Here is a 23,238-nt window from a genome sequence, read left to right as displayed (position 1 = left end):
CCGTCAGCAAGGAAGTCCGTGTCCGCCTACAGGGAGATTGGCATGTCCGCTAGCAGTGGGCCCGCGAACATGTCCCGCACAGCCGGAACTCTGGTCATAGCCCACCTGCCATCGCGGGAGCCGACGTTGACGCATCGCAGTCTGGTGATCTCGCACCCGCTCGTCGCGCTTCAAGAGATCGCCACAAGGCTGTCGCACGTGGAGCTCGTCGTCTGTCTCGATGCGTTGGCCGCCGACCAGTTCGGGACAGAGCTCCGGATGCGGAGATCGCAGATCGAACAGTTCGTCGCCTCATCGCAGGGGCCCGGTGCGCCGGCGCTGCGTCAGGCGTTGCCGCATCTGCGAGAGCGCTCCTGGTCGCCGATGGAGACGAAGCTCCGGTTGCAGCTACTCGGTCGGGGATTCCCGGAACCGTCTCTGAACGTCGAGGTTGTGGAGTCGACGACCGGAAACAGGTTCTACATCGACCTCGCCTACGAGGACGAGAAGATCGCGATCGAGTACGACAGCGAAGCACACCGGAAGGACGTGGTCACCTGGCAGAAGGACGTGAACAAGAACGACGTGCTCCATGACGCGGGGTGGAAGGTCATCCGGGCAACCATCGCTGACTATCGGAAGCCCGCAGAGTTCTTCGCACGGCTGGAGGATGCTCTTCGCCGCCGACGGCCCTCCGTTGCGTGAATAGCCGACGACCCTCCGTCGCGTGAATAGCTGCGACGGTGCGGGTTCGGGAGCCGCGAGGCGCCGACGGGCCGATCCCTGGTGATTCGTGACGCGAAAAGTTCCAGAGGATGGGAACCTTTCTCGTCACGACGCCAGCTCGAGCAGCTCGTGCTCGAAAAGGTGCCGGGTTCGTGGCACTTTTTGTGACGCGACTCGACGCGACGTCACGCGACGCGATGCGACGCAACTCGACGCGACGTGACGCGGCGCGACTCGACGCGACGCGACGTGACTCGACGCGACGGGAGCGGCGGCTGAGTCGACACCGGGGTGAGGCGCCCGAGCCGGAACGCGTTCGGGAGCAGGGCCTGCGCGGTGGGGGAGGGCCACTTCCCGGCGACAGCGGAGGGGGCGCGGTCTCGGTAGGCTCGGGGCATGAGCACCGTCGCCACTGAGTCCTCGACCGTCCTGCACCTGACCGGTCCCGTCCTCGTCGGCCCCGAGCAGGAGATCAGCGGAGCGTGGGTCGTCGGAGGTCGGATCCACCACGAGAAGCCCGAGCTGCCCGCCGGCGCCGAGATCCGGGAGCTCGACGGATTCGTCGTGCCCGGGCTCGCCGACCTGCACTGCCACCTCGGGATCGGGGACGACGGGGAGGGCACCTCGCTCGCCACCGCACGGGAACAGGCACTCACAGATCGCGACACCGGCGTGCTCCTGATCCGCGATGCCGGCTCGATCATCGACAATTCCCCGCTGCAGCAGCAGGCTGACCTCCCACGGCTCGTCCGCTGCGGCCGCCACCTCGCACGGACCCGTCGCTACCTGCGCGGATACGCTCATGAGCTCGAGCCCGAGGACCTGCCTGCAGCGGTCACCCACGAAGCGCAGCGCGGGGACGGCTGGGTGAAGCTGGTGGGGGACTGGATCGACCGAGAGGTCGGCGACCTGACGCCCTGCTGGAGCGGTGAGGACCTCGCTGCCGCGGCCGATGCCGCCCACGCCGCCGGTGCCCGGATCACCACGCACACCTTCGACGAGGCGACGGTTCCGCTGGCCCTCGATGCCGGATTCGACTGCCTCGAGCACGCCACCGGGCTGACCGACGAGACGATCGAGCGGGCGGCCGCGACCCGCACCCCGGTGGTCACCACGCTCGTCAACATCGACGAGTTCGAGACCTATGCGTCGCAGGGTGAGGCGAAGTTCCCCGCCTATGCCGCGCACATGCGGCGTCTGCGCGCCGGACGCTATGAGCGCACCCGTGATGCTCATGACGCCGGCATCCCGCTCCTGGTGGGCACCGATGCCGGGGGAGTGCTCGGCCACGGGATCATCCATGACGAGCTGGACGAGCTGTCTCGGGCAGGGCTCACGGCGACCCAGATCCTCGAGGCTGCGGCGTGGGCGCCGCGACGGTTCCTCGATGTGCCCGGCCTCGAGGACGGTGCCCCGGCGGATCTCCTCGTCGTGCCCGAGGACCCGCGAGCAGGCCATGGCACGCTGCGCCGCACCCGCCACGTCGTCCTGCGGGGCGACGTGGTCCACAGCCACTGAGTGGTCCTCGCTGCCTGATCGGTCCTCGCCCACTGAGTGGTCGCCGGATACTGAGACGGCCCACGGTCGCGTGTCGGTTGCCGCCCGCACCACGGGGCGCACCCCGTAGCATTCCGGCATGGATTCTCGGCCTGAACCGGACGACGCCGCCCGAACCACGTCCTCGGAGCCCGCTGATGTGCAGGGCGCTGCCGCCCCGGCGAAATGGACCCTGATCGGGCCAGGGCTGCTGGTCGCGGCGACCGGCATCGGGGCCGGTGATCTCGTCGCGACCCTCGTCGCCGGTTCCCGGTTCGGCTACGCCCTGCTGTGGGCCGCCGTCGTCGGCGTGGTGATCAAGATCTTCCTGGTGGAGGGGGCCGGTCGATGGACCCTCGCCACCGGCCACTCGATCTTCGAAGGGTGGCGCAGGCTGGGCCGCTGGACCTCCTGGTACTTCGGCCCGTACATCGTGATCTGGGGCTTCGTGTACGGCGCGACGGCGATGTCCGCCTCCGCCCTCCCGCTCGTCGCGCTGGTCCCGAAGATCCCCGTGCTCGGAGACATCGGAGCGGTCACGCAGATCCCCTTCATCGCCTATGCGGTGCTCACCGGTCTCCTCGGTGCCGCGGTGGTCTGGCTGGGCCACTACCGTCGGCTCGAGCTGATCATCGCGGTGCTGGTCGGGGTCATGTTCGTGACCGTCGTCGGAGCCGCTGCAGTCACCGTCCCGAACCTCGGCCAGATCGCCGCCGGGCTCATCCCGCGCATCCCCGACGGCGGGCTCATCTACGCGCTGAGCATCGCCGGCGGTGTGGGAGGCACCATCACGCTGGCCGCCTACGGGTACTGGTTGAGCGCGAAGGGCTGGTCCACACCTCGCTGGATGCGCGTCATGCGCCTGGACAACTCCGTGGCCTATGTGATCTCGGGGATCTTCGTGATCTCCATGCTGATCGTCGGAGCGGAGCTGCTGTACTCCGCCGGGATCGCCGTCCAGGACGGTGATCAGGGGCTCGTGGAGCTCGCCGACGTCCTGGCGAGCCGCTACGGGGAGGCCATGAGCATCGTGTTCCTCATCGGTTTCTGGGCCTCGGCGTTCTCGTCCGTGCTGGGGGTCTGGAACGGCGTGTCGATCATGTTCGCCGACTTCTTCGGTGCCGTGCGGAAGCTGCCCGAGGGCCACCATGACCGGGGCGTCGGCGGCCGCTATTACCGCTTCTACGTGCTCTGGTTGACGTTCCCGCCGATGCTGCTGCTCCTGCTGGGCAAGCCGATCCAGGTCATCGTGGCCTACGGCGTCCTGGGCTCCCTCTTCATGCCGTTCCTCGCGCTGACGCTGCTGTTCCTGCTGAACTCCCGCCATGTTCCGCGGCAATGGAGGAACGGCTGGGTGCTGAACCTCGTGCTGGGGATCGTCGCGCTGCTGTTCATCGTGCTCGGAGTGAATCAGCTGATCGGCGCCCTCACGTCCCTGGGCTGAGACGGGGGAGGGTCGACCGGTGCTGATCCGACAGGCAGCCATCTATCAGGCACCCATCCGGCAGGTGAGGATCCGGCACGTGCTCCTCCGAGGGGCGCCCATCCGGAGGGTTCGCCGCACAGACTCGAGCATCCGCACAGAGCCCCGGCGAGACGACCCCTGTGGCCTGCGGCACGACTGTCCCGGAGCCCGCTCGGACCGCTGTGCCCTGGTGCACACGGGCCCGGGTGGTGCGAAGGTGCGGTTCCCTGGCATAATCGGCGCCGTATGCGCTCGGGTCGGCCCTCTACCCGCCCGAGCACGACACCCCGAGGACCGTCAGCGCCCGCATGACCCCACAGGCTGCGGCGGAACTCACCCGAACATCCCTGAAGGAGAGTCCACCCACGTGGCTGTCAAGATCCGACTGAAGCGCATGGGCAAGACCCGTGCACCGTACTACCGCATCGTCGTCGCCGATTCGCGCAAGAAGCGCGACGGCGCCGTCCTCGAAGAGATCGGCAAGTACCACCCGACCGAGCACCCCTCGGTCATCGAGGTCGAGTCCGAGCGTGCGCAGTACTGGCTCGGCGTCGGCGCACAGCCGACCGAGCAGGTCGCTGCTCTGCTCAAGATCACCGGTGACTGGCAGAAGGCCAAGGGCGAGACCGCTGCTGCGGGCACCCTGAAGACCGCTGAGGTCAAGAAGACCCCCGAGGAGCTCATCGCGGAGGCCGACAAGGCCGCTGCTGAGTCCCGCGACGGCGCGAAGAAGGCCAAGGACGCCAAGGCCGCCGAGGCCGCTGAGACCGCCGAGGTCGAGGCCGGTTCCGAGGAGGCACCTGCCGAGGGCGAGAAGCCCGAGGACGCCGAGGCCGCATCGACCGACGAGGCCTGATATGAGCACCCGCGCGGAAGCCCTCGATCATCTCGTCCGCGGCATCGTCGACGATCCTGAGGCCGTGAACGTGACGGAGAAGTCCACGCGTCGCGGCCCACTGCTCGAGGTCCGGGTCGGCGCTGCCGACCTCGGTCGCGTCATCGGCCGATCCGGCCGCACCGCCCGTGCCCTGCGCACGGTCACCGCGGCCCTCTCGGATGATGATGTGCGCGTCGACATCGTCGACGTCGACCGGCGCTGAGGTGCCCCGCACGACCTCTCGGAGCGGCACTGCTGGCAGAACGGAAACGTTCCAGCAGTGCCGCTCCTGGCATTCCCGGGGCCCGTCCGGAACGGCGGGCGCATCCGGTATGACGGTGCCGTCGAGCCGACGGGTGCACGGCGGCCTCGCCCTGCTCGCGGCGACGCTTCTGCTCACGGGGTGCACCGCGGAGGGCCCGGCCACGGGGAACAGCTCGCCGGCCGAGCCACCCTCCGTGGAGGAGCCGGCGTCGGCTGACCCCGCGCTGGCGGAGGCCTGTGCAGAGTTCTGGGGCGACCCCGACTACCGGTCGCCGCAGTCCCGCGTCGTCCTGGACCGTGCGGCCACCGCCCCGCAGGCGGGTCCGTCGGACCCCTTCTTCTACGCCATCACCGGCGACGACATCGACGCGACCTTCGAGCAGGCCACCGGGGAGGCTCAGGATGCCGTCGCGGCGCTGAGCGACTGGTTCCGCACCGAGCCCGAGAAGGGCGCGGAGGCCGATGTCGAGTCCTTCCAGGAGGTCTGGCGCGGTCTTGCCGGCGTCTGCGCGAGCTCCTCCGCCGCCGCGGCATGGACGCTCGAGGCCGGCGACGACGGTACGAAGCCGGCGGCGCTGGTCTGCGCCGATGTGTTCGACACGCCGGGTACTCTGACCCGGTTCGCGAATGCGAACGTCCTGACCTCGAACATGTTCAAGCTCGTCGGCCGCAGCCCGCAGACCGTCCCGTCGGATCGGATGGAGGATGTGCAGGCCACCGACGATCTGCTCGCCGCCGAGATCGCCGCGGTCGACGACGCGGGCGTGCGCGACGCCCTGACGGCGGTGCGGGCTCCGTTCCAGGATGCCCTGGAGGGCGACACCTCCTCCGACGGCCTGCAGGAGCCTCTTGAAGGACTCGGCGCGGCGTGCAATGCCGCCGGATACTCCTCTCCCGACTCCGGAGAGATCGACAACGGCGACCCCGCCGCAGAAGACGAAGGATTGGTATGAGCACCCTCGACGTCACCGTCGCCACCATCGGCAAGGCCCACGGCCTGCGCGGAGAGGTCGCCCTGGTCCTGCGCACGGATCAGCCCCAGGAGCGATTCACGCCCGGCGTCACCTTCGAGGTCGACACCGCGGCCGGCCCCCGCACCCTCACCCTGCTCGGCACCCGTCGTCAGCAGGACCGCTGGTACGCCACGTTCGACGAGGTCGCGGACCGTACCGAGGCGGAATCGCTGCGGGGCGTGGAGCTCAGCGCCGCCGTCGACTCCCAGGAAGAGGCCGACGAGGACCCCGACGCCTGGTATCCCTCCCAGCTGAAGGGCCTCGCCGTGCGGCACGTCGACGGTCGCGAGCTCGGCACCGTCCTCGGGGTGGACCACTACCCGGCGCAGGATCTCCTGGTCGTGCGCACCCTCGACAAGCGCCGCGTGCAGCTGCCGCTGGTCGAGCAGCTCGTGCCCGAGGTCGACCTCGAGGCCGGGGTCGTCACCGCGAACCCGCCCGGCGGTCTCTTCGACGAGCTGCCGGAGGACGAGCGGGGACCCGAGCCCGAGACCTCCGCACCGGCGAAGCGCACGAAGGGCTGAGCTCAGGATGCGCATCGACGTCCTGACTCTCTTCCCGGACTACCTCGCCCCGCTCGAGCTGTCCCTGATCGGCAAGGCCCGACGCGACGGGATCGTCGATCTGCAGGTCCACGACCTGCGCACCTGGACCCATGACCGCCATCGCACCGTCGACGACACCCCGCTGGGCGGCGGCGCCGGGATGGTCATGAAGCCCGAGCCCTGGGCGGAGGCCTTCGCCGCCGTCCGCGCGGTCGGCCAGGAGACGCTCGGAGCCGACGTCGAGCCCCTGATCGTGTTCCCCAACCCGGCAGGAGCTCCGTTCGCCCAGGCCACCGCGCAGGAGTGGTCCCAGTGCGAGTGGATCATCTTCGCCTGCGGGCGCTACGAGGGCATCGACGAACGGGTCTACGAGCACCTCGCCGACACCGGCTACGAGATCGCCCTCGCCTCTCTCGGCGACTATGTGCTCAACGGGGGAGAGGTGGCGGTGCTGGCCATCACCGAGGCGGTCGTGCGGCTGGTCCCGGGCGTGGTCGGCAATGCCGAGTCCCTGGTCGAGGAGTCGCATTCCGACGGCCTGCTGGAGTACCCGCTCTACACGCGCCCGGCGAGCTGGAGCGACCCGGCCGGAGTGCTGCGCGAGGCGCCGCAGATCCTGCTCTCGGGCGATCACGCGAAGATCGCCGCCTGGCGCCACGAGCAGTCCGTGGAGCGCACCCGGCAGCGGCGACCCGACCTCCTCGCAGAGGCCGACGGTTCCGGATCGTCGTCCTGACCGCGATGGCGTGACGGACCCGACACCGGGTTCGCGCGCTGACCGGCATAGTTGCTGAGCCGTGGGCTTGCCGTGCTCACCGTGCCCTGGCAGAATGTCCCCTTGTGCGCACCGCGCGTTCCTCTGCCTCAGGGGAGGGACGCGATCAGCGGTCGGGCAGTTCCGTGGCGATGGGAGTCGCCGCCAGAAGCCCAGCACACCGGCACGAGGAGTTCGCTCCTCGCCGGATCGACAGTTCATGAAGGGCATCCCGGCTCCGCCGGAGGACCCCGCGAACGAAGCTGTCCGACCTGAGGCGGAGGCTGGAGAAACATCATGCAGAAGCTCGACGAGCTCGACAAGGCATCCCTGCGCGAGGACGTCCCCGCGTTCCGCGCCGGCGACAACGTCAAGGTCCACGTGAAGGTCATCGAGGGCAACCGCTCCCGTATCCAGATCTTCCAGGGCTACGTCATCGGCCGCCAGGGCCACGGCGTGGGCGAGACCTTCCGCGTCCGCAAGATCTCCTTCGGCGTCGGCGTGGAGCGCGTGTTCCCCGTGCACGCCCCGACCGTCGACAAGATCGAGGTCGTCACCCGCGGCGACGTGCGTCGCGCGAAGCTGTACTACCTGCGCAACCTCACGGGCAAGAAGGCCCGCATCAAGGAGAAGCGCGACCACTCCTGATCAGGGCATGACCCGAGATCGAGTGCGCGGACGGCGGCGGCCCCACCCTGTGGTGGCCGCCGCCGTCTGTCTCGTGCTGGTGCTGCTGGCGGCGGGCGTGGTCCGGTACTTCGTCGTCCAGCCGTTCCGGGTCCCCTCGGCGTCCATGGAGCCCACCCTGCTCCCGGGGGACGTCCTGCTGGCCGACCGCTCCGAACGAGGACGGGCCGACGTCGGCGACATCGTGGTCTTCGACGGCACCGGATACTTCGCGCCCTCGGCGGAGGACGGCGACCGGTACTGGGTCAAGCGGGTCATCGCGACCGGCGGGGACCGCGTGGCCTGCTGCGACGAGGGCGGCCAGCTCACCGTCAACGGCCGAGCGCTCGCGGAGCCCTATCTGCGCGCCGGCATGGTGCCCAGTGAGATCGAGTTCGACCTCGAAGTCCCTGAGGGCCGCATGTTCGTGCTCGGCGACAACCGCTCCGACTCCACGGATTCCCGACACCTGCTCGGCGCCCCGGGCGGAGGGATGATCCCGGTGGACCGTGTGGTGGGGGAGGCCGACCGACTCGTGTGGCCACTGCCTCGTGCCGGTGCGCTGTGACGCGCAGGTTCACCGGATAGGATCACGGCGATGAACGAGTCCGAGGAATCCCCCAGTGCAGTGTCCGAGCCCGAGGACGCCGCGCACGGCGAGGACCCCTCGGACACCCAGCACGGCTCGGGGCACAGTCACCGCCGCGCGCGCATGCCGCTGTGGCTGGACACCATCGTCACCATGGCCGTCGCCCTCGTGATCGCCGTGCTGGTCAAGACCTTCCTCATCCAGCCGTTCTACATCCCGTCGGCGTCGATGAACCCGACCCTCGTCGAGAACGACAAGATCCTGGTCTCCAAGCTCACCCCGGGGGTGTTCGACCTGCACCGCGGCGACGTGATCGTCTTCGAGGACCCCGACAACTGGATCGACGGCGACGCGACTATGGATCCCACGCCGCGGGTGCGGTTGATGATGATCCTCAGCGCGGTGGGCCTGGCTCCGGACCCCTCCCAGGACCACCTGGTCAAGCGGCTGATCGGCCTGCCCGGCGACCATGTCGTGTGCGAGGAGAAGGGCGGGGCGCTCCAGGTCAACGGTGTCGAGCTCGACGAGCCGTACATCAACCCGGAGACCGCCGCCTGCCAGGCGGCCTTCGACGTGACCGTGCCCCAGGACAACGTCTGGGTGATGGGCGACAACAGGTATGCCTCAGCGGACTCCGCGTGGCACGAGTCCCAGGGTGAGAGTGCCTTCGTGCCCGAAGAGGACATCACCGGCAAGGCCGAGGTCATCTTCTGGCCCGTCGGCCGCTGGGACGGCCTGGGCGATGGCCGCGACGCCTTCTCCGACGTTCCCGCGCAGCCGTGACCGCCGTCGTTCCCACGCTTGACGTCGAGCACGCCCTCGCGGCGCGCTGCGGCCCCGGGCGTCGCGTGATCGTCGGTCTGGACGAAGTGGGCCGAGGAGCCCTCGCCGGCCCGGTCGCGATCGGTGCCTGCGCGATCGAGGTCGTCGACGGCCGCATCCGGGAGCTGCCCGCCGGGGTGCGGGATTCCAAGAAGCTCTCCGCCGCACGTCGTGAAGCACTCGTCGCTCCCATCGAGGGCGCGGCCCATGCGACGGCGGTGGGATGGGCGAGCGCTGCGGAGATCGACGAGATCGGCATCATGGAGGCCCTCACCCGGGCCGCACTGCGCGCCCTCGATGCCCTCCAGGTCGAGGCCGACGCCATCCTCCTGGACGGCAACGTCGATGTCCTGTCGGCGCAGCTGGCCACCGCCGACCGGCCGGCTCCGCTGGTCGAGCTGCGGGTTTCGGCAGACAGGGACTGCGCGAGCGTCTCCGCAGCGAGCATCGTCGCGAAGGTGGCCCGCGACGCCATCATGGTGGAGCTGGACGCCTCGGCCCCGGAGTACGGATGGGCGTCGAACAAGGGCTATGGGGCGGCCGTGCATCGCGAGGCGATCGACAGGATCGGAACCCACGAGCATCACCGGCGCACCTGGCGGCTGGGATCGCGCCCGGCTCCCGGCACAGGGACAGGCGCTGTCATCGGCGCGGTCGCTGCAGCGGCGACACCCCAGTCGGCGATCCCGATCCCGGCCCCCGCTCAGGTTGCCAGCCCCGCTGGCGTACTGTGGAGCGACCAGTGGCACCCCCAGCAGGACCAGCAGAAGGAGGAGCGTCGGTGAGCGCGCAGGACCTCGAGAATTACGAGTCCGACCTCGAACTCCAGCTGTTCCGCGAGTACCGCGACGTGGTCAGCCTGTTCACCTACGTGGTCGAGACGGAGCGACGGTTCTACCTCGCCAACCAGGTCGATCTGCAGGTCCGCTCGGGCGGCGGCGAGGTCTTCTACGAACTCCGCCTGGCCGACGTGTGGGTCTGGGACATCTACCGCTCCAACCGCTTCGTGCGGTCCGTGCGCGTGGTGACCTTCAAGGACGTCAACATCGAAGAGCTCAACAAGCCCGACATCTCGTTGCCCTGAGCCCTGAGGCGTGGCCGTGGCGGGAGCGGGGTGGGGCGTGAGCGAGGGCCGCGGCTCGGAAGCGCCAGCGCCGTAGACCAGCGCCGTACATCAGCACCGTGGACAGCCCCGCCGATCGACTGCTCGCCCACGGGGATCCGGAGCGGGTGACCTTTCCTCCCCAGAGGGTGCTTGTCCCCAAAACTCTCGCCCCTCGGGTGAGGCCGACGGGGCCGAGCCAGGCTGAGCGGTATGACACGCCTCTCACCCACCTCGTCGCCGCCCATCTCCTCGCCGCCCGTGCCTCGGGGCCGGATCCCACGTCCCGCGGACGATCACGGCCAGAGCGTCGCCCGTTCCTCACCGATCACAACAGCCACGGGCACAGGCACATCCACAGCCCCTGACTCTGACCCCGCTCGGCCGCCCCGTGGTCCGTCCCGGCTGACCGGTCCCGCGGCGGAACCCCCGGTCCTCGGGCCGTCGGCTCCGCCTCGGCAGCGTCGGGTCGCCGAGATGTCCACGGCGGAGCTCGGCAGAACGGGGGAGGACCTCGTCGCCGAGCACCTGATGGCCTGCGGATGGCAGATCGTGGAACGCAACCTGCGCCTGAGCCAGGGGGAGCTGGACATCGTCGCCCTCGCGCACACCACGCTGGTCTTCGTCGAGGTGAAGACCCGTCGCACGTTCGTCACCGGGGTCCCGCAGGCCGCTGTGACCGCGGCGAAGCTGCGTCGTCTGCGGCGCCTTGCCGGGGAGTACCTCATGGAGCGTTCGACCCCGCACCGCGATGTGCGCATCGACGTCGTCGGGGTCCACGCCCACCTCGACGGCACCTTCTCCCTCGAGCACCTCGAGGCGGTCTGAGCATGGGCCAGGCGCGCACGCTCTCGATCAGCCTCGCCGGGCTCGACGGCACCTTAGTCGAGGTCGAGGCCGACGTCTCCGCCGGGCTTCCGGCCTTCTCCCTCGTGGGACTGCCGGACTCCTCGATGCTCCAGGCGCGCGATAGGGTGCGTGCCGCCGCCGCGCGCAGCGGCGTCCGACTGGCGGCGCGGCGGATCACCGTGAACATGACTCCGGCCTGGCGGCGGAAGCAGGGCTCCGGGTTCGACCTCGCGATCGCCATGGCGGTGGTCGACGCGCAGGGCGACCTCAGCGTCCATGTCCCCGGCGACACCGTGCTGCTGGGAGAACTCGGTCTGGACGGTCGGCTGCGCCCCATTCCGGGCGTGCTCCCGGCGCTGCTCGCCGCCCGCACCTTGGGGATCAGTCGAGCGATCGTGCCTGAGCAGAATCTTCTCGAGGCGCGGCTCGTGGAGGGGGTCGAGGTGGACGGCGCCGCTGACCTGACCAGCCTGTTGCATCGGTTCGGCGCAGATGTTCCGCCGTCCCCGATGCGGCAGGTGCTGGATCTGACCGGTGACCGGACAGCCCCTGCCGAGCATCCCTCCGCCCCGCCCGGAGACTTCGCCGACGTGGTCGGCCAGGCTCAGGCCAGGCGCGCTGCAGAGGTCGCTGCGGCGGGGGGCCACCATCTGCTCCTGATCGGTCCGCCGGGCGCCGGGAAGACGATGATCGCCTCGCGCCTGCCCGGCATCCTCCCGGCGCTGGAGATCGATGACTCGCTCGCGGTCTCGGCGATCCATTCCCTCGCGGGGCGATTCGACGCGCACGAGGGCCTGCGCCGCACCGTGCCGTTCGAGAGCCCTCATCACACCGCGACGACTGCAGCGGTGGTGGGCGGCGGCGCGGGCCTCGCTCTGCCCGGAGCGATCTCCCGGGCCCACGCCGGGGTGCTCTTCCTCGACGAAGCTCCGGAATTCCCGGCGCGTGTGCTCGAGGCACTTCGCGAGCCGCTCGAGACCGGGGACATCACCCTGCACCGGGCTCGGGCCGTGACGCGGTATCCGGCGAGATTCCAGCTCGTCATGGCGGCCAACCCGTGCCCCTGCGGCAAGTCCTACGGGAAGGGGGACGGCTGCACCTGCTCCCCGCTCCAACGCCGCCGGTACATGGCGCGGCTCTCCGGACCGGTGCTGGACCGCGTGGACATGCAGATACTCGTCGGCCCCGTCGACGTCCACCGTGCAGGGGAGCAGGAGAACGAATCCAGCGCGACGATCGCGCTCCGGGTCCGGGCAGCACGGGAGCGCCAGCGGAGCCGATTCGCCGGGCTTCCCTGGTCCCTGAACTCCCAGCTTCCCGGCGCCCGGCTGCGACGAGATTTTGCTCCCGAGGCGTCGGAGCGTCGCCTCCTCGATCACGCCGTGGCCCAGGGACGTCTTACCCTGCGCGGCCACGACCGGGTCCTGCGCCTGGCGTGGACCCTCGCCGATCTCGACGGGGCGGACCGCCCCGGTGCCGAGCAGATCGGACTCGCCCTCACCCTGCGCGAAGGAGAAGCACGATGATGCCCCCGCACACCCCCGGAACAGGTCCCGCCCGAGGGCCCCACCCGGCCCCGGGACCGGAGACCGAGGACAGGGTCGCCCGTATCACCTGGTCGGTGATCGCGGAACCCGGCGACTCGATCGCTCTGCTCGCCCGAACCCTGTGCGGGCCGGCGCAGGCTCTCCGCCTCGCCCGGGAGGGGTCCGCAGCGGACCTGCTGACCAGACTGGGCGGAGAGCTTCCCAGCGACGCCTCCGAACCAGCTGGCGGCACGAGCCGTCTGCGGGCGGACCGCGCCCTGGCGCGCTGGCGATCACGGCTGTCCACGGTCGACCTCGACGCAGTCCTCGAGGACGCCCGGCGTCGAGGCATCCGCATCATCACCCCCGAGGACCAGGAATGGCCCGAGCTGCTGGGGGACCTGCAGGAGACTGCACCGCACTGCCTGTGGCTCCACGGGCCGGGCCGCCTCGACGATCTCGTGGGTGGCCGATCCGTCGCCCTCGTGGGCTCGCGCGCTTCGACGGCCTATGGGGAGGACGCGGCGGGGAGCCTCGGAGCGGACTTCGCCGCGCGTGGCGGGACGGTCGTCTCCGGCGGCGCCTACGGGATCGACGCCGCCGCCCATCGCGGAGCTCTCGCCGCACCGGACGGGGCCACGATCGCCGTCCTCGCCGGGGGCCTGGATCGGCTGTATCCGCGCGGGAACACACAGCTGCTCGAACGGATTCGGGAGCGACACCTCCTGGTGAGCGAGGCGCCGCCCGGCACCGCGCCCACGCGCTGGAGGTTCCTGGCCAGGAACCGCCTGATCGCGGCACTGTCCCAGGCGGTCGTCGTGGTCGAGGCCTCCTGGCGCTCCGGGGCGCTGTCCACGGCACGTCTGACCGATCAGCTCTCCCGGCCGGTCGGGGCCGTCCCTGGGCCGATCACCTCGGCCGCAAGCGCAGGGTGCCACCGCCTGATCCGAGAACGCGGAGCAGTGCTGATCACCGAGCCCGCAGAGGTTCTGGATCTGCTGCCCGGAGGCCCAGCGTCCGGCGAGGGCCGCTTCGCCGCCCAGGACGAGCTGGATCTTCTCAGCCCGTCGGACCGCCGGGTGCTGGATGCTGTCCCTCCGCGCTCGAGCCTCCCTGCGGGTCGGATCGCCCAGGAGATCGGGTTCGAGCTCGACGAGGTGACGGCGGCTCTGGCACGCCTGGCCCTGCTGGGGCTGGTGGAGACCACGGGCGAGCGGACACGACGCGCCCGTACGCCGCGCTGAACCCCGGCCGGCTCGGGACATGGGAGAGACTGATACCCATGAGTCGCGCCGAGGAGGAGATCGACGAGGTGCTCGTGGAAACGTTCGCCGAGCATCTCCGGCTCGAGCGCGGCCGCTCCGAGCACACGGTCCGCGCCTATCACCGCGAGGCCGCCGGTCTTCTCGAGCATCTGCGAGGCGTCGAGCGGATCGACCTCGTGGAGCTCGACGTCGCGGCGCTGCGGTCCTGGCTCGCCGCGCGCTCGGAGACTGGTGCCGGAGCGAGCACACTCGCCCGCTCCGCCGCCGCAGCACGTACTTTCACCACCTGGCTCGCGGCCACCGGGCGCATCCCGCACGACGTCGGGGGCCGGCTGAGGGCACCGCGTCGTGGCCGTCACCTGCCCACTGTGCTCTCAGGACAGCAAGCCGCCTCCTTGCTCGATGGCGCGGAGGAGGGGAGCGCAGGTCCAGGGGAACCTAGGTCTGGTGCTGGTGCTGGTGCTGGTGCTGGTGCTGGTGCTGGTGCTGGTGCTGGTGCTGGTGCTGGTGCTGGTGCTGGTGCTGGTGTTGGTGCTGGGGCCGGGGCGGTCGAGGACCCGCTGCAGCAGGCCGTCCTGCTGCGGGACGCCGCGGTGCTCGAGCTCCTCTACTCCTCGGGACTGCGCGTCTCCGAGCTGGTCGCCCTGGACCGGCGAGGCATCGACCATGCCCAGAGCACCGTCAGGGTCCTCGGCAAGGGGAGCAAGGAGCGGATCGTCCCCGTCGGGCGCCCAGCCCTGGACGCGGTGGAGAGATGGGAGCGGGACGGACGACCGCACCTGCTGCAGAACAGCCTGTCGGACAGGCCCGAGGAGCCGGCACTGTTCCTCGGGGTCCGGGGACGCCGGCTCGGAGACCGCGCCGTGCGCACGATGATCGATCACTACGCGGCACAGGCGGGTATCGCCAAGCACATCTCACCTCACACTCTGCGCCACAGCGCTGCAACGCACCTCGTCGAAGGAGGAGCAGACCTGCGCAGCGTCCAGGACTTCCTGGGGCACTCCTCCCTGGCGACCACCCAGATCTACACCCACGTCAGCGCCGATCGGCTGCGGCGGACCATCGACCAGGCCCACCCCCGCGCCTGATCCCGAGAGAGCCGCGCGCATCGCGGCGGGCCGTTCGTCGGGATGCTTCCGTTCCGTGCGCTCTCACGCAGCCAGGACAGGCTGCGCCCTCCCACGGGTGCTCGTCGTGCCAGGGCCTTTCGCCCGGGAGGCGGTCGATGACGGAGCGCTCGCGGAGGGCCGGACACCTGCGGCCGACGGGGCCGCCCGAACGGCCAGCGCGCCGGTCGGGCCCCTCGAGCCATTCGGAGTCGCAGCGCCGGCCCAGGGGAGCAGGACGCTGGGACCTCTGCCCCCGAGCAGCAGGAGCGGGTCGAGATAGTCCTGACCGCGCCGAGCACCCAGATGCAGGCAGACCTCCGCAGGGCAATGCGAGGCCTCACCATCGGCGACCGTCCCCAGCACGTCACCGGCACCGACCGCCTGGGCCTCCTCGACCGAGCCGGCGACCGGCTCGTAGGTGGATATCAGCCCATCGGCGTGCATCACCGAGACGACCCCTCGCCCTGCCACCTTCCCGGAGAACCGTACGGTCCCGGCCTCCACCGCACGGATCTCGGCCCCCTCCCCGGACACGCGGATGTCGATGCCGCGGTGACCCGGACCGTAGCGATGCGGGGGAGCCTCGAACGGGGCGGCCACCTCGTGCGGAGCCGGGGTCGGCCATTGCCAGCGGCTCGAGGGCTCTGCACGAGCAGGACCGGCGAGCGAGAAGGACACCAGAAGGCACAGCACCACCAGCAGGACACGCAGCGCTCGCAGCACCGGACGCGGGCAGAGGGGCGGTCGAGGCGGGATAGGGCGAGCTGTCATGCTCCGCATCCTCGTGTGCGCGACTCGTGGTGTCCGGACTGGAGCAGAGACTGTGGATGAGCGCCCTCTGGGGAGGATCGGTCCGCAGGCCCGATGGTCGGCCAGGTTCGTCGAACCGTCCTGCGAGCCCGACCTGCCGGCCAGTCCTATCGGCCAGTCCTGCTGGTGCAGACGCGACGCGACACGCGTTCCGTCACGACCCGACACGGCGCCACGCGTCCCGACACGGCGCGACATGGCGCCACGCGTCCCGACACGACACGAAGGTGATGCATCCCGCGCTCGACCGCGGTGGGACGTCGGATAGACTTCTGGGAGCATCCGGTCCGTCCGGATGACTTCGCGTGCCCATCAGGGTCCGCCGATCAACGGTCCTCGGCCGCTCCGCACCACGGTGCAGGGCACAGTCGGGGCGATCGGTGCTCCCGGGCACCAGGCCTCGCACCGTCCGGTGTGGAGGAACAACCGAGAATGCAGGCCCTGCGCGATGACCACGGACGCCTACCAGCGAGTCGTGCGAGCCCAGGCCTGAGAACAGAGGACACCATCATGGCAGTCGTCACCATGCGCCAGCTCCTGGAGAGCGGCGTCCACTTCGGTCACCAGACCCGTCGTTGGAACCCGAAGGTCCGTCGCTTCATCTTCACCGAGCGCAACGGCATCTACATCGTCGACCTCATGCAGACGCTGACGTACATCGACAAGGCGTACGACTTCGTCAAGCAGACCGTTTCCCACGGCGGAAGCGTCCTGTTCGTCGGCACCAAGAAGCAGGCTCAGGAGCCCATCCAGGAGCAGGCGACCCGCGTGGGCATGCCCTACGTGAACCAGCGTTGGCTGGGCGGCATGCTCACCAACCTGCAGACGGTCTCGCAGCGCGTGAACCGCCTCAAGGAGCTCGAGCAGATCGACTTCGAGGATGTGGCCGCTTCCGGTCGCACCAAGAAGGAGCTGCTGATGATGCGTCGCGAGAAGGACAAGCTGGCCAAGACCCTGGGCGGCATCCGCGACATGGCGAAGGCCCCCTCCGCCGTGTGGATCGTGGACACCAACAAGGAGCACCTGGCCGTCGACGAGGCGCAGAAGCTCAACATCCCGGTCGTCGCGATCCTGGACACCAACTGCGATCCCGACGAGGTCACCTACCCGATCCCGGGCAACGACGACGCGATCCGCTCCGTCGCCCTGCTGACCCGGGTCATCGCCGACGCGGTGGCCGCTGGTCTGCAGGAGCGTCACGCCAAGTCGACCGGTGGCGAGAAGAACGTCTCCGCCGTCGCCGCGGAGCCGCTGGCCGAGTGGGAGCAGGAGCTGCTCAAGCAGTCCGAGGTCCAGCAGGAGGACGCACCGGCCGAGGAGTCGGTGGCCGCCGCTGAGGAGACCGCTGCTGCGGAGACCCCCGCCGCAGAGGCCCCCGCCGAGGAGAAGCCGGCCGAGGAGACCCCCGTCGCGGAGTCCACCGAGGCCCCCGCTGCGGAGTCCACCGAGGCCCCCGCCGCCGAGTGACCATAGCGGGCCCGGGAACGCCCTCGGCGTCCCCGGGCCCCTCCACGGGGCGGCGCTCGCCGCCGCCCCTCCCTCCAGACATCAGCTCCTAGAAGGAAGAGGAACATGGCCAACTACACGGCAGCAGACATCAAGGAGATCCGCGAGTCCACCGGCGCGGGCATGCTCGACGTCAAGAAGGCTCTCGACGAGTCCGACGGCGACAAGGCGAAGGCCGTCGAGATGATCCGCGTCAAGGGTCTCAAGGGCATCGCCAAGCGCGAAGGCCGCACCGCCTCCGAGGGCCTCATCGCCGTCGACGTGCGCGATGGCGAGGGTGGCCAGACCGGCACCCTGGTCGAGCTCAACTCCGAGACCGACTTCGTGGCCAAGAACGACAAGTTCGTCGCCCTGGGCGACGAGGCCGTGGCCGCGGCCGTCGAGTCCGGCGCGAACGAGCCCGAGGAGCTCGCCGACACCTCGTTCGGCGAGGCGCTGACCAACGCCGGCGCCACCATGGGCGAGAAGATCCTGGTGCGTCGCATCGGTCGCGTCTCCGGCGAGGCCGTCTCCTCGTACATGCACCGCACCAACAAGGACCTGCCCCCGCAGGTCGGCGTCCTCGTCGCCTCCGACAAGGCCGGTGCCGAGGTCGGGCGCGACGTCGCGATGCACATCGCTGCGTTCTCCCCGGCGTACCTCACCCGCGAGGAGGTCCCCGAGGAGATCGTCGCCAACGAGCGTCGTATCGCTGAGGAGACCGCCAAGAACGAGGGCAAGCCCGAGAAGGCGATCACCAAGATCGTCGAGGGTCGCCTCAAGGGGTACTTCAAGGAGAACGTCCTGCTCGACCAGGCGTTCGCCAAGGATCCGAAGCAGACCGTCGGTCAGATCGTCGAGAACGCCGGCGGCAAGCTCACCGGCTTCGTCCGTTTCCGCGTCGGCGGCTGACACACCGGGAACGGGGCCCTGCGGACCCGATCCCACTCGCGGCGCGTGAGCGTCGCCACCGCCCTGCGGCCCCGCACCATCGGTGCGGGGCCGCACCGGTATCATCGCCGAGGACCCAGCGCGGAAGGACCGACATGACCCAGACGTTCACGTCACCGATACCTGTTCTCCCGAAGAGAGAGGACGGACGTCGTGTCCTCCTGAAGCTCTCCGGTGAAGCCTTCGGCGGAGGCGCCGTCGGCGTCGACCCCGATGTGGTCTCCCGCGTCGCGGGAGAGATCGCCGAAGGAGTTGCCCAAGGCGTCGAGTGCGCCATCGTCGTCGGCGGCGGCAACTTCTTCCGCGGCGCCGAGCTCTCCCAGCGTGGCATGGATCGCCGCCGCGCCGACTACATGGGCATGCTCGGCACCGTCATGAACTGCCTCGCCCTGCAGGACTTCCTCGAGCAGCGCGGAGTCTCCACCCGCGTGCAGACCGCGATCGAGATGGGCCAGGTCGCCGAGCCCTACATCCCGCTGCGCGCCGTGCGCCACCTGGAGAAGGGCCGTGTGGTCATCTTCGGTGCCGGCGCCGGCATGCCGTACTTCTCCACCGATACCGTCGCCGTGCAGCGTGCGCTCGAGATCGGCTGCGAGGAGGTGCTCATGGCCAAGAACGGGGTGGACGGGGTGTACGACTCCGATCCCCGTACCAACCCGGACGCGGTGAAGCTCGAGCACATCACCTACAACGACGCCCTCCAGCGCGGCTTGAAGGTCGTCGACTCCACCGCCTTCAGCCTGTGCATGGACAACGCCCAGCAGATGATGGTGTTCGGGCTCGACGCCCCGGGCAACATCACCCGTGCGATGCGCGGAGACCGGATCGGCACGGTCGTCACCCACGACTGAGCGGTCAGCGGTGGGGAGCCCCCGAGGAACCCGGAGCCCCCGCCGACGGCGCCCACCGGGTGCGGCACGCCCGCACCGCCTGATCAGCCATCCCGCCGCGACGATGCGGGACAATGGACCTCATCACCACCCACCGAGAACCGAGGAGCAGTCGTGAGCGACGACACCGCCAGCATCCTGAAGGACGCGAAGGGCAAGATGTCCAAGACCGTCGACGTCACCAAGGATGAGTTCACCTCCATCCGCACGGGCCGCGCCAATGCCGCCATGTTCCAGGGCATCACGGTCGAGTACTACGGTGCGCCGACCCCGCTGAACCAGCTCGCATCGCTGCAGTTCCCCGAGGCGCGCACCGTCATCGTGACCCCGTACGACAAGTCCGCGACGACGGGCGTGGAGACGGCTCTGCGCGAGTCGGACCTCGGTGTGAACCCGACCAACAACGGCGACAACCTGCGCGTCGTGCTGCCCGCTCTCACCGAGGAGCGCCGCAAGGAGTACGTGAAGCTCGCCAAGACCAAGGCCGAGGACGGTCGAGTGGCCGTGCGCGGTTCCCGCGGCAACGCGAAGAAGGCCATCGAGAAGCTGGTCAAGGACAAGGAGATCGGCGAGGACGAGGGCACGCGCGCCGAGAAGGAGCTCGAGAACCTGACCAAGTCGTTCATCGAGCAGATCGACGAGGCCTTCGGTCTGAAGGAAACCGAGCTCGAGACCATCTGAGGTCTCCCACGCTGCCTCGGCCCGCTCAGTGAACACGGACTCGGATCCCACCCCACGCCCGGCCGCCACGACCACCGTCGTGGCGGCCGACGGCGCGGGCGACCCTGCTCCCGACCACGCGAAGCGACGAGGGCCGGGCCGGAACCTTCCTGCCGCGATCGCCGTCGGCGCGGTGCTCGGCGGGGTGCTGCTGGTCTCGCTGTTCGTCGTCCCCCAGGCGTTCCCGGTGCTCGTCGCGATCATCGTCGTGCTCGCCGTGCTCGAGCTGACCCGCGCGCTCGCCCACGGCGGCCTGCGGATCCCGGCCGTCCCGGTGCTCGTCGGAGTGATCGGGATGGCGATCTCGACGGTCGTGTTCGACGTCCAGGGACTGCTGATCTCCACCGCAGTGGCGGTCTGCGTGCTCATCCTGTGGCGGGTCTCGGAATCGATGGGTCTCACGGCGCTGCGCGACGTGGCCGGGGGAGTGTTCGCACTGTCCTGGGTGGCATTCCTGGGCAGCTTCACGCTGCTCCTGTTCGGGATGGAGCAGGGCCCGCTGCTCGTGATGCTCGCCGTGCTCGGCCCGGTGGGCAATGACATCGGAGGCTATGTGGCCGGAGTGCTGTTCGGCTCCCACCCGATGGCGCCGGGCATCAGTCCCAAGAAGAGCTGGGAGGGCTTCGCCGGCTCGCTGATCCTGGGTGTCGCCTCGGTGACCACCTTCGGGATGCTCGCGCTCGACGTCCCCTGGTGGGCGGGCGCGGCCCTCGGTGTCGTGCTCGTGGTCGTCTCCACCTGCGGCGATCTATCCGAGTCGCTGCTGAAGCGCGACCTCGGAATCAAGGACATGGGGCACCTGCTCCCTGGCCATGGAGGCGTGCTGGACAGGGTGGATTCCATCCTGCTCGCCGCCCCCACCACCTACATCATGCTGGAGGTCCTGCTGCCATGAACAGCGCCGACGAACGAACCGACAAGGCCGCGTCCACCAAGAACGCGGACCTCCCCGACCTCTCCCGAGAGGCGGTCCCCGGTCAGAAGATCGCCCTTGCCCCGGGGCAGCTGCAGCTGCGCCCCGCGCGTCGCGGCAAGGCGCCAGCCCACCTCGCGGACCTCACGATGGAGGAGCGGGTCGCAGCGGTCAAGGAGATGGGCCTGCCCGGCTTCCGGGCCAAGCAGCTCTCCGTGCACTACTTCGAGCACTTCACGACCGACCCCGAGGACCTCACCGATCTTCCCAAGGACGGCCGGGATGCGCTCGTGGAGCGCTTCTTCCCGCAGCTGCTGACGGAGGTCTCCCGGCAGTCCGCCGATCACGGGGCCACCCAGAAGTTCCTGTGGAAGCTGTTCGACGGCTCGATGGTCGAGTCCGTGCTGATGCGCTACAGCGACCGCGTCACCCTGTGCATCTCCTCCGAGGCGGGCTGCGGCATGAACTGCCCGTTCTGCGCGACCGGGCAGATGGGCCTGACCCGCAACCTGTCCACCTCCGAGATCCTCGAGCAGGTGCGCATCGCCAACAAGATGCTGGCCGACGGCGAGCTGCCCGGCGGCACCGGGAAGGTCTCCAACATCGTGTTCATGGGCATGGGTGAGCCGCTGGCGAACTACCGTCCCGTGGCGACCGTGTGCCACCGGTTGAACAAGCCCACGCCCGAGGGCTTCGGCATGGGCGCCCGCCACATCACCGTCTCCACGGTGGGGCTGGCCCCGGCGGTGCGGAAGCTGACCAAGGAGAAGATCCCGCTCACCCTCGCCGTGTCGCTGCACGCCCCGGACGACGCGCTGCGCAACGAGCTCGTGCCGATCAACACGCGCTTCGACATCGACGAGATCCTCGACGCCGCCTACGAGTACTTCGAGACCACTGGCCGACGGGTGAGCATCGAGTACGCCCTGATCCGTGACATCAACGATCAGGCGCACCGTGCCCAGCTCCTCGCCGATCGACTGATCTCCAAGGGCGGTGCGCATTGGATCCACGTCAACCCGATCCCGTTGAACCCGGTGAAGGGGTCGAAGTGGACCGCGTCGGATCCGTTCGTGGAGAAGCAGTTCGTGCAGACCCTGCGGGACAACGGCATCTCGGCGACCATCCGCGACACGCGCGGCAGCGACATCGATGGTGCCTGCGGTCAGCTCGCGGCGGAGGTCATCGAGACCGACGAGCACCGTGAGGACCGCGAGGCGCGGATCGCGCGCGTCGAGGCCGTCGCCGCCGGCGAGTGACGAGCCACCGATGAAGATCACCTTCACCCGGAGCAGGTTCTCCGAGGCGTATGAGATGGACGCGGTCGACGCCTTCATCGACCGTCTGGAACTGGCGCTCCGGCGCGGCGACGGCTCGCTGGGTGCGGAGGACGTCCGCACGGTCGTGTTCGCGCCCGTGCGGTTCGCGGCCGGCTACGACATGGCCGAGGTCGACGCCTTCCTCGACCAGGTCGCGATCGAGCTCCTCGAGGGCAGGATGGAGTACGACCCGGCGCGCGACTACTCCGTGCGAGGCGATCGTGGTGCCGCACGGGCACCCTCGGCTGCTCCGCCGCGGCCCGAGCCGGCAGGGAGCCACCCGGCCGAGCAGCGCGGATTCCTCGCGCGGCTCTTCGGCGGCGGTCGCTGAGCGAGGCGCCCACTCCCATGACGACCATTCCCATGACGCTCGCACCCATGAACCTCGCATCGATGAACCGTCCACCCATGAACCGCGTCTCCACGCACCGCACCTCCCCGAACCCCACCGCCCACGCCGCTACAGTGGGACACCGACAGCACCGAGGAAGGATCCACTGGTGAGCACATCGTTCGAGCGCGTCTCCCGTTTCAGCGTCGGATACAACATGCGGGAGGTCGACGAGTTCCTCGCCCGCGCCCGCACCGCCTACGAGGGACGTGACCCCGCGTTCAGCGGCGGCGACATCACGTCGGCGAGCTTCGGCACGGAACGCGGCGGCTATGACATGCGCGTCGTGGACGAGGCGCTGGACCGCCTCTCCGACGCCTTCGCCCTGCAGTCCCGTGACGACTCCATCGCCGAGAAGGGCGAGGACGTCTGGGTCGCCCAGCTCACCGAGCGGGCGGAGACCCTCAAGGAGCGTCTCGAGCGCCCTGCCGGTGAGCGCTTCGCCCCGGCCGAGCAGGGGGAGCCGTCCTACGACCGGACGGATGTCGACGCACTGTGCGATCAGCTGGTCGCCTACTTCACCGACGGGCTGCCGATGAGCGTCGACGACGTGCGTCGCGCCGCCTTCCGACGTCGCCGAGGAACCGAGGGCTACCGCGAGGCCGTCGTCGACGTCTACCTCGACCATGTCGCGGACGTGATGGCCTCCGTGCCGTGATCGCGGCCCCG

Annotated in this window: 26 protein-coding genes; 25 read left to right on the top strand and 1 reads right to left on the bottom strand. The window is 69.8% G+C overall.

Annotated elements, in window-relative coordinates; genetic code table 11:
• From INT49_RS03595 to INT49_RS03515, 17 genes are all read left to right on the top strand, one after another.
• On the top strand, positions 1 to 684 hold a 684-nt coding region (locus tag INT49_RS03595; RefSeq protein ID WP_226849669.1), incomplete at its 5' end, for a hypothetical protein.
• Between the two features lie 417 nt (positions 685 to 1,101).
• Positions 1,102 to 2,223, top strand: coding sequence for an amidohydrolase family protein (locus INT49_RS03590; RefSeq protein ID WP_193116339.1), 1,122 nt, complete (start codon positions 1,102 to 1,104; stop codon positions 2,221 to 2,223).
• A gap of 118 nt (positions 2,224 to 2,341) precedes the next feature.
• Positions 2,342 to 3,685, top strand: a complete 1,344-nt coding sequence (locus tag INT49_RS03585) for an Nramp family divalent metal transporter (RefSeq protein ID WP_193116338.1) — start codon at positions 2,342 to 2,344, stop codon at positions 3,683 to 3,685.
• Between the two features lie 388 nt (positions 3,686 to 4,073).
• Positions 4,074 to 4,562 (top strand): 30S ribosomal protein S16, encoded by a 489-nt coding sequence (gene rpsP, locus INT49_RS03580; protein ID WP_193116337.1) that lies wholly within the window; start codon positions 4,074 to 4,076, stop codon positions 4,560 to 4,562.
• 1 nt (position 4,563) lies between these two features.
• Positions 4,564 to 4,806, top strand: a complete 243-nt coding sequence (locus tag INT49_RS03575; protein ID WP_193116336.1) for a KH domain-containing protein — start codon at positions 4,564 to 4,566, stop codon at positions 4,804 to 4,806.
• Positions 4,807 to 4,915: 109 nt separating this feature from the next.
• Positions 4,916 to 5,800, top strand: a complete 885-nt coding sequence (locus INT49_RS03570; RefSeq protein WP_226849668.1) for a hypothetical protein — start codon at positions 4,916 to 4,918, stop codon at positions 5,798 to 5,800.
• Positions 5,797 to 6,384, top strand: a complete 588-nt coding sequence (gene rimM, locus INT49_RS03565) for a ribosome maturation factor RimM (RefSeq protein WP_193116334.1) — start codon at positions 5,797 to 5,799, stop codon at positions 6,382 to 6,384. Before INT49_RS03570 ends, rimM begins: the two co-directional genes overlap by 4 nt.
• A gap of 7 nt (positions 6,385 to 6,391) precedes the next feature.
• Positions 6,392 to 7,141 (top strand): tRNA (guanosine(37)-N1)-methyltransferase TrmD, encoded by a 750-nt coding sequence (gene trmD / locus INT49_RS03560; RefSeq protein ID WP_193116333.1) that lies wholly within the window; start codon positions 6,392 to 6,394, stop codon positions 7,139 to 7,141.
• A 315-nt stretch (positions 7,142 to 7,456) separates the two neighbouring features.
• The gene (gene rplS, locus INT49_RS03555) at positions 7,457 to 7,807 is read left to right on the top strand and encodes a 50S ribosomal protein L19 (protein ID WP_226849667.1); all 351 of its coding nucleotides are present in this window, start codon (positions 7,457 to 7,459) and stop codon (positions 7,805 to 7,807) included.
• A 7-nt stretch (positions 7,808 to 7,814) separates the two neighbouring features.
• On the top strand, positions 7,815 to 8,393 hold the full coding sequence (gene lepB / locus INT49_RS03550) for a signal peptidase I (protein WP_193116332.1): 579 nt from the start codon (positions 7,815 to 7,817) through the stop codon (positions 8,391 to 8,393).
• Between the two features lie 30 nt (positions 8,394 to 8,423).
• Positions 8,424 to 9,197, top strand: a complete 774-nt coding sequence (gene lepB / locus INT49_RS03545; protein ID WP_193116331.1) for a signal peptidase I — start codon at positions 8,424 to 8,426, stop codon at positions 9,195 to 9,197.
• Positions 9,194 to 10,021 carry a ribonuclease HII gene (locus tag INT49_RS03540; RefSeq protein WP_193116330.1) on the top strand — a complete coding sequence of 276 codons (828 nt, stop codon included), beginning with the start codon at positions 9,194 to 9,196 and terminating at the stop codon, positions 10,019 to 10,021. The genes lepB (INT49_RS03545) and INT49_RS03540 overlap by 4 nt, the downstream gene beginning before the upstream one ends.
• Positions 10,018 to 10,320 carry a DUF2469 domain-containing protein gene (locus INT49_RS03535; RefSeq protein WP_076810501.1) on the top strand — a complete coding sequence of 101 codons (303 nt, stop codon included), beginning with the start codon at positions 10,018 to 10,020 and terminating at the stop codon, positions 10,318 to 10,320. The genes INT49_RS03540 and INT49_RS03535 overlap by 4 nt, the downstream gene beginning before the upstream one ends.
• A gap of 495 nt (positions 10,321 to 10,815) precedes the next feature.
• The gene (locus tag INT49_RS03530; RefSeq protein ID WP_193116329.1) at positions 10,816 to 11,166 is read left to right on the top strand and encodes a YraN family protein; all 351 of its coding nucleotides are present in this window, start codon (positions 10,816 to 10,818) and stop codon (positions 11,164 to 11,166) included.
• Positions 11,167 to 11,168: 2 nt separating this feature from the next.
• Positions 11,169 to 12,713 (top strand): YifB family Mg chelatase-like AAA ATPase, encoded by a 1,545-nt coding sequence (locus tag INT49_RS03525; RefSeq protein WP_193116328.1) that lies wholly within the window; start codon positions 11,169 to 11,171, stop codon positions 12,711 to 12,713.
• A complete protein-coding gene (dprA, locus tag INT49_RS03520; protein WP_226849666.1) occupies positions 12,710 to 13,957 on the top strand; it encodes a DNA-processing protein DprA in 1,248 nt (415 codons plus the stop codon). Before INT49_RS03525 ends, dprA begins: the two co-directional genes overlap by 4 nt.
• A gap of 38 nt (positions 13,958 to 13,995) precedes the next feature.
• Positions 13,996 to 15,069 carry a tyrosine recombinase XerC gene (locus INT49_RS03515; RefSeq protein ID WP_193116327.1) on the top strand — a complete coding sequence of 358 codons (1,074 nt, stop codon included), beginning with the start codon at positions 13,996 to 13,998 and terminating at the stop codon, positions 15,067 to 15,069.
• Positions 15,070 to 15,132: 63 nt separating this feature from the next.
• Here INT49_RS03515 and INT49_RS03510 read toward each other — a convergent pair whose 3' ends face one another.
• Complete coding sequence (locus tag INT49_RS03510) at positions 15,133 to 15,861, bottom strand: murein hydrolase activator EnvC family protein (protein ID WP_193116326.1); 729 nt, start codon at positions 15,859 to 15,861, stop codon at positions 15,133 to 15,135.
• Between the two features lie 549 nt (positions 15,862 to 16,410).
• On the opposite strand from INT49_RS03510, the gene rpsB reads away from it, so the two are divergent.
• The 8 genes from rpsB to INT49_RS21365 all read left to right on the top strand — a co-directional run bounded on the left by rpsB (position 16,411) and on the right by INT49_RS21365 (position 23,227).
• Complete coding sequence (gene rpsB, locus INT49_RS03505) at positions 16,411 to 17,367, top strand: 30S ribosomal protein S2 (RefSeq protein WP_193116325.1); 957 nt, start codon at positions 16,411 to 16,413, stop codon at positions 17,365 to 17,367.
• A gap of 105 nt (positions 17,368 to 17,472) precedes the next feature.
• Positions 17,473 to 18,297, top strand: a complete 825-nt coding sequence (gene tsf, locus INT49_RS03500) for a translation elongation factor Ts (protein ID WP_193116324.1) — start codon at positions 17,473 to 17,475, stop codon at positions 18,295 to 18,297.
• A 134-nt stretch (positions 18,298 to 18,431) separates the two neighbouring features.
• Positions 18,432 to 19,187, top strand: a complete 756-nt coding sequence (pyrH, locus tag INT49_RS03495; RefSeq protein WP_193116323.1) for a UMP kinase — start codon at positions 18,432 to 18,434, stop codon at positions 19,185 to 19,187.
• Positions 19,188 to 19,340: 153 nt separating this feature from the next.
• Positions 19,341 to 19,907, top strand: a complete 567-nt coding sequence (gene frr, locus INT49_RS03490) for a ribosome recycling factor (RefSeq protein WP_193116322.1) — start codon at positions 19,341 to 19,343, stop codon at positions 19,905 to 19,907.
• A gap of 28 nt (positions 19,908 to 19,935) precedes the next feature.
• On the top strand, positions 19,936 to 20,841 hold the full coding sequence (locus INT49_RS03485) for a phosphatidate cytidylyltransferase (RefSeq protein ID WP_193116321.1): 906 nt from the start codon (positions 19,936 to 19,938) through the stop codon (positions 20,839 to 20,841).
• Positions 20,838 to 22,118 carry a 23S rRNA (adenine(2503)-C(2))-methyltransferase RlmN gene (gene rlmN / locus INT49_RS03480; protein ID WP_193116320.1) on the top strand — a complete coding sequence of 427 codons (1,281 nt, stop codon included), beginning with the start codon at positions 20,838 to 20,840 and terminating at the stop codon, positions 22,116 to 22,118. Before INT49_RS03485 ends, rlmN begins: the two co-directional genes overlap by 4 nt.
• 10 nt (positions 22,119 to 22,128) lie before the next feature.
• The gene (locus INT49_RS03475; RefSeq protein ID WP_193116319.1) at positions 22,129 to 22,509 is read left to right on the top strand and encodes a DivIVA domain-containing protein; all 381 of its coding nucleotides are present in this window, start codon (positions 22,129 to 22,131) and stop codon (positions 22,507 to 22,509) included.
• A 169-nt stretch (positions 22,510 to 22,678) separates the two neighbouring features.
• Entirely contained in the window at positions 22,679 to 23,227 is a 549-nt protein-coding gene (locus tag INT49_RS21365) for a DivIVA domain-containing protein (RefSeq protein WP_193116318.1), read from the top strand.
• Positions 23,228 to 23,238 lie beyond the last annotated feature (11 nt).

The sequence above is a fragment of the Brachybacterium tyrofermentans genome, from assembly GCF_014897585.1.
Classification (GTDB): domain Bacteria; phylum Actinomycetota; class Actinomycetes; order Actinomycetales; family Dermabacteraceae; genus Brachybacterium; species Brachybacterium tyrofermentans.
The sequence above is the reverse complement of the archived record's forward strand: the minus strand, read 5'-3'. Positions and strand labels throughout refer to the sequence as shown.

Coding starts and splice junctions, on each gene's coding strand:
- rplS (WP_226849667.1), top strand. CDS start 7,457: ATGCAGAAGCTCGACGAGCTCGACAAGGCATCCCTGCGCGAGGACGTC.
- pyrH (WP_193116323.1), top strand. CDS start 18,432: ATGACCCAGACGTTCACGTCACCGATACCTGTTCTCCCGAAGAGAGAG.
- dprA (WP_226849666.1), top strand. CDS start 12,710: ATGATGCCCCCGCACACCCCCGGAACAGGTCCCGCCCGAGGGCCCCAC.
- tsf (WP_193116324.1), top strand. CDS start 17,473: ATGGCCAACTACACGGCAGCAGACATCAAGGAGATCCGCGAGTCCACC.
- rimM (WP_193116334.1), top strand. CDS start 5,797: ATGAGCACCCTCGACGTCACCGTCGCCACCATCGGCAAGGCCCACGGC.
- rlmN (WP_193116320.1), top strand. CDS start 20,838: ATGAACAGCGCCGACGAACGAACCGACAAGGCCGCGTCCACCAAGAAC.
- trmD (WP_193116333.1), top strand. CDS start 6,392: ATGCGCATCGACGTCCTGACTCTCTTCCCGGACTACCTCGCCCCGCTC.
- INT49_RS03590 (WP_193116339.1), top strand. CDS start 1,102: ATGAGCACCGTCGCCACTGAGTCCTCGACCGTCCTGCACCTGACCGGT.
- INT49_RS03525 (WP_193116328.1), top strand. CDS start 11,169: ATGGGCCAGGCGCGCACGCTCTCGATCAGCCTCGCCGGGCTCGACGGC.
- INT49_RS03515 (WP_193116327.1), top strand. CDS start 13,996: ATGAGTCGCGCCGAGGAGGAGATCGACGAGGTGCTCGTGGAAACGTTC.
- INT49_RS03575 (WP_193116336.1), top strand. CDS start 4,564: ATGAGCACCCGCGCGGAAGCCCTCGATCATCTCGTCCGCGGCATCGTC.
- lepB (WP_193116332.1), top strand. CDS start 7,815: ATGACCCGAGATCGAGTGCGCGGACGGCGGCGGCCCCACCCTGTGGTG.
- INT49_RS03585 (WP_193116338.1), top strand. CDS start 2,342: ATGGATTCTCGGCCTGAACCGGACGACGCCGCCCGAACCACGTCCTCG.
- INT49_RS03570 (WP_226849668.1), top strand. CDS start 4,916: ATGACGGTGCCGTCGAGCCGACGGGTGCACGGCGGCCTCGCCCTGCTC.
- INT49_RS03475 (WP_193116319.1), top strand. CDS start 22,129: ATGAAGATCACCTTCACCCGGAGCAGGTTCTCCGAGGCGTATGAGATG.
- rpsB (WP_193116325.1), top strand. CDS start 16,411: ATGGCAGTCGTCACCATGCGCCAGCTCCTGGAGAGCGGCGTCCACTTC.
- lepB (WP_193116331.1), top strand. CDS start 8,424: ATGAACGAGTCCGAGGAATCCCCCAGTGCAGTGTCCGAGCCCGAGGAC.
- INT49_RS03530 (WP_193116329.1), top strand. CDS start 10,816: ATGTCCACGGCGGAGCTCGGCAGAACGGGGGAGGACCTCGTCGCCGAG.
- INT49_RS03510 (WP_193116326.1), bottom strand. CDS start 15,861: ATGACAGCTCGCCCTATCCCGCCTCGACCGCCCCTCTGCCCGCGTCCG.